The 3,433-nt window shown below is 72.2% G+C and carries 2 protein-coding genes and 2 pseudogenes; all 4 read left to right on the top strand.

Going from position 1 to position 3,433, the window contains the following annotated elements; genetic code table 11:
* Positions 1–84: 84 nt before the first annotated feature.
* Positions 85–219: a hypothetical protein gene (locus tag AC2W7G_RS12080; protein ID WP_485868658.1), complete on the top strand. Its 135-nt coding sequence runs from the start codon at positions 85–87 to the stop codon at positions 217–219.
* On the top strand, positions 216–1,367 hold the full coding sequence (locus tag AC2W7G_RS12075; protein WP_485868657.1) for an acyl-CoA dehydrogenase family protein: 1,152 nt from the start codon (positions 216–218) through the stop codon (positions 1,365–1,367). The genes AC2W7G_RS12080 and AC2W7G_RS12075 overlap by 4 nt, the downstream gene beginning before the upstream one ends.
* 43 nt (positions 1,368–1,410) lie before the next feature.
* Positions 1,411–2,948: pseudogene (locus AC2W7G_RS12070) on the top strand (acyl-CoA carboxylase subunit beta).
* Positions 2,945–3,433: pseudogene (locus AC2W7G_RS12065) on the top strand (biotin carboxylase N-terminal domain-containing protein); the annotation flags it as partial. The pseudogenes AC2W7G_RS12070 and AC2W7G_RS12065, both read left to right, overlap by 4 nt.

Below are 3,433 nucleotides of genomic sequence, written 5' to 3'. Positions count from 1 at the left end.
CGCGCGCGTCCGCACCCTCGTCCCCGAGGCGGAGGGGCTGGACGTCGAGGTCCACCCGCTGCCCGGTCCCCGCGCGGTCACGTCGTGCTGCTGCGCCTGCTCGGCGACGGCGTCGCCGCGTCCACCCGGCTCGACCCCCAGGCCAAGGCCCTGGGCGAGTGGCTGCGCGCCCGCGTCGTCGCCGTGCCGACCCGTCTGCTCGTCGAAGGAGAGCGATGAACCCCTGGAGGACCCCCGAGCGTGAGGCCCTGCGCGACATGGTGCGCAGCTTCACCGAGAAGGAGATCGTCCCGCACCTGCGCCAGTGGGAGGACGACGGACGCCTGCCGCGCGAGCTGCACCTGACGGCGGCCAAGGCCGGCCTCATGGGCATCGGCTTCCCCGAGGAGGTCGGCGGCAGCGGCGGCGACCTGGTCGACACGACCATCGTGACCGAGACGATCATCGAGTCCGGCGGCTCCAGCGGCCTGGTCTCGGCGCTGTTCACGCACGGCATCGCGCTGCCGCACATCGTCGCGAACGGCAGCCCGGACCTCGTCGACGAGTACGTCCGCCCGACGCTGGCCGGCGAGAAGATCGGCTCGCTCGCCGTCACCGAGCCCGACGGCGGCTCGGACGTCGCGAACCTGCGCACCCGGGCCCGCAAGGACGGCGCCGACTACGTCGTCGACGGGGCGAAGACGTTCATCACGTCCGGCGTCCGCTCGGACTTCGTCACCACCGCGGTGCGCACCGGTGACGACGGCTGGGGCGGCATCAGCCTGGTCGTCATCGACAAGGGCCTGGACGGGTTCGACGTCAGCGGCCCGCTGGCCAAGATGGGGTGGCACTGCTCCGACACCGCCGAGCTCGCGTTCAGCGGCGTCCGCGTGCCGCAGGCCAAGCTGGTCGGCGAGGAGAACGCGGGCTTCGTCTACGTCATGCAGCAGTTCGTCGTCGAGCGGCTGAGCCTGGCCACGCAGGCGTACGCCACCGCCCAGCGCGCCCTCGACCTCGCGGTCGACTACGCCCGCACCCGCGAGACCTTCGGGCGCCCGCTCATCGCGCGCCAGGCCATCCGTCACCGCCTGGTCGAGATGCACCAGAAGGTCGAGGCGGCCCGCGCGGTCACCCGGCAGGCGGTCGAGGCGCGGGTGAGCGGCGAGAAGGACGACCTGCAGATGTCGCTCGTCGCGTCCACCGCCAAGAACGTCGCCGTCGAGGCGTGCGAGTGGGTCGTCAGCCAGGCCGTGCAGATCCACGGCGGCGCCGGCTACCTGCGCGACAGCGAGGTCGACCGGCACTACCGCGACGCCCGCATCCTCGGCATCGGCGGCGGCGCGACCGAGGTCATGAAGGACCTCTCGGCGAAGCTGCTGGGGTACTGAGATGACGACCGAGATCGTGACAGAGCCGAGCAACCGCGAGGCGATGCTCGAGCGCATCGCCGTCCTGCACGAGGAGCAGGCCAAGGCCGTCGCCGGCGGCGGCGAGCGGTACGTCGCCCGCCACCGGGGCGCGCCGGCAAGCTGACCGCCCGCGAGCGCATCGAGCTGCTGCTCGACGAGGACGCCCCGTTCCTGGAGCTGGGCGCGCTCGCCGGCTGGGGCACCGACTTCCCGGTCGGCGCCTCGGTGGTCACCGGCATCGGCGTCGTCGAGGGCGTCGAGTGCATGATCGTGGCCAACGACCCGACCGTGAAGGGCGGCTCGACCAACCCGAGCTCGCTGCGCAAGAGCCGCCGGGCCGCGCAGATCGCCACCGAGAACGGCCTGCCGACGATCAACCTGGTCGAGTCCGGCGGCGCCGACCTGCCGACGCAGAAGGACATCTTCATCCCCGGCGGCGCGAGCTTCCGCGACCTCACCCGGTCCAGCGCCGCGGGGGTCCCGACGATCGCGCTCGTCTTCGGCAACGCGACGGCCGGTGGGGCGTACGTGCCCGGGATGAGCGACTACGTGGTCATGGTCAAGGACGGCGCGAAGGTCTTCCTCGGCGGTCCGCCGCTGGTGAAGATGGCCACCGGCGAGGAGTCCGACGACGAGTCGCTCGGCGGCGCCGAGATGCACGCGCGGACGTCCGGTCTGGCCGACTACCTGGCCGTGGACGAGCACGACGCGATCCGGCTGGGACGCCAGGTCGTCCGGCGGCTCAACTGGCGCAAGGCCGGCCCGGCACCGCGGACGGACTACGCCGAGCCGCGCCGCGACCCGGAGGCCCTGCTCGACCTGATCCCGACCGACCTCAAGCAGCCGTTCGACCCGCGCGAGGTCATCGCGCACCTGGTCGACGGCAGCGAGTTCGACGAGTTCAAGCCGCTGTACGGCACCAGCCTGGTCACCGGCTTCGCCCAGCTGCACGGCCACCCGGTCGGCGTCCTGGCCAACGCGCAGGGCGTCCTGTTCAGCCAGGAGGCGCAGAAGGCCGCGCAGTTCATCCAGCTGGCCAACCAGGTCGACACGCCGCTGCTGTTCCTGCACAACACGACCGGCTACATGGTCGGCGCCCAGTACGAGCAGGGCGGCATCATCAAGCACGGCGCGCAGATGATCAACGCCGTCTCGAACAGCAAGGTGCCACACCTGAGCGTCGTCATCGGCGCCTCGTACGGGGCCGGTCACTACGGCATGAGCGGACGCGCCTACGACCCGCGGTTCATGTTCAGCTGGCCGAACGCCAAGTCGGCGGTGATGGGCCCGGCGCAGCTGGCCGGCGTCATCTCGATCGTCGCCCGCCAGGCCGCGGAGTCCAAGGGCGTCCCGTTCGACGAGGAGCAGGACGCGAAGACCCGCGCGTTCATCGAGCAGATGATCGAGGAGCAGTCGCTCGCCTTCTTCACGTCCGGCATGGGCTACGACGACGGCGTCATCGACCCGCGCGACACGCGCACGATCCTGGGCATCTGCCTGTCGGCCATCGCCACCCGCCCCGTCGAGGGCGCCGAGGGATTCGGGGTGTTCAGGCTGTGAACACGCACAAGCAGATCAAGAGCGTCCTGGTCGCCAACCGGGGGGAGATCGCCCGGCGCGTGTTCCGCACCTGCCGCGACCTCGGCGTCGAGACCGTCGCCGTGCACTCGGACGCCGATGCCGGCGCGCCGTTCGTCCGCGAGGCCGACCGGGCCGTTCGCCTGCCCGGCTCGGCGCCGGGCGAGACGTACCTGCGCGGCGACCTGGTCATCGCCGCGGCGAGGGCGCCGCGCCGACGCGATCCACCCCGGCTACGGCTTCCTGTCCGAGAACGCCCAGTTCGCGCGGGACGTCGTCGACGCCGGCCTGACCTGGATCGGCCGACCCGTCGACGATCGAGGCGATGGGGTCCAAGATCCGGGCCAAGGAGCTCATGGCCGCCGCCGGCGTCCCGGTGCTCGAGGTCGACCCGGCGACCGCCACCGCGGCCGACTTCCCGCTGCTGGTCAAGGCCGTCCGCCCGGGCGGCGGGCGGCCGGGGGATG

It is taken from the genome of Aeromicrobium sp. PFPM2_SD2 (assembly GCF_057364525.1).
This window is presented reverse-complemented; position numbering and strand designations above follow the sequence as displayed.

Excerpts from the sequence above, each read along its gene's own strand:
- AC2W7G_RS12075 (WP_485868657.1), top strand. The coding sequence starts at position 216 with ATGAACCCCTGGAGGACCCCCGAGCGTGAGGCCCTGCGCGACATGGTG.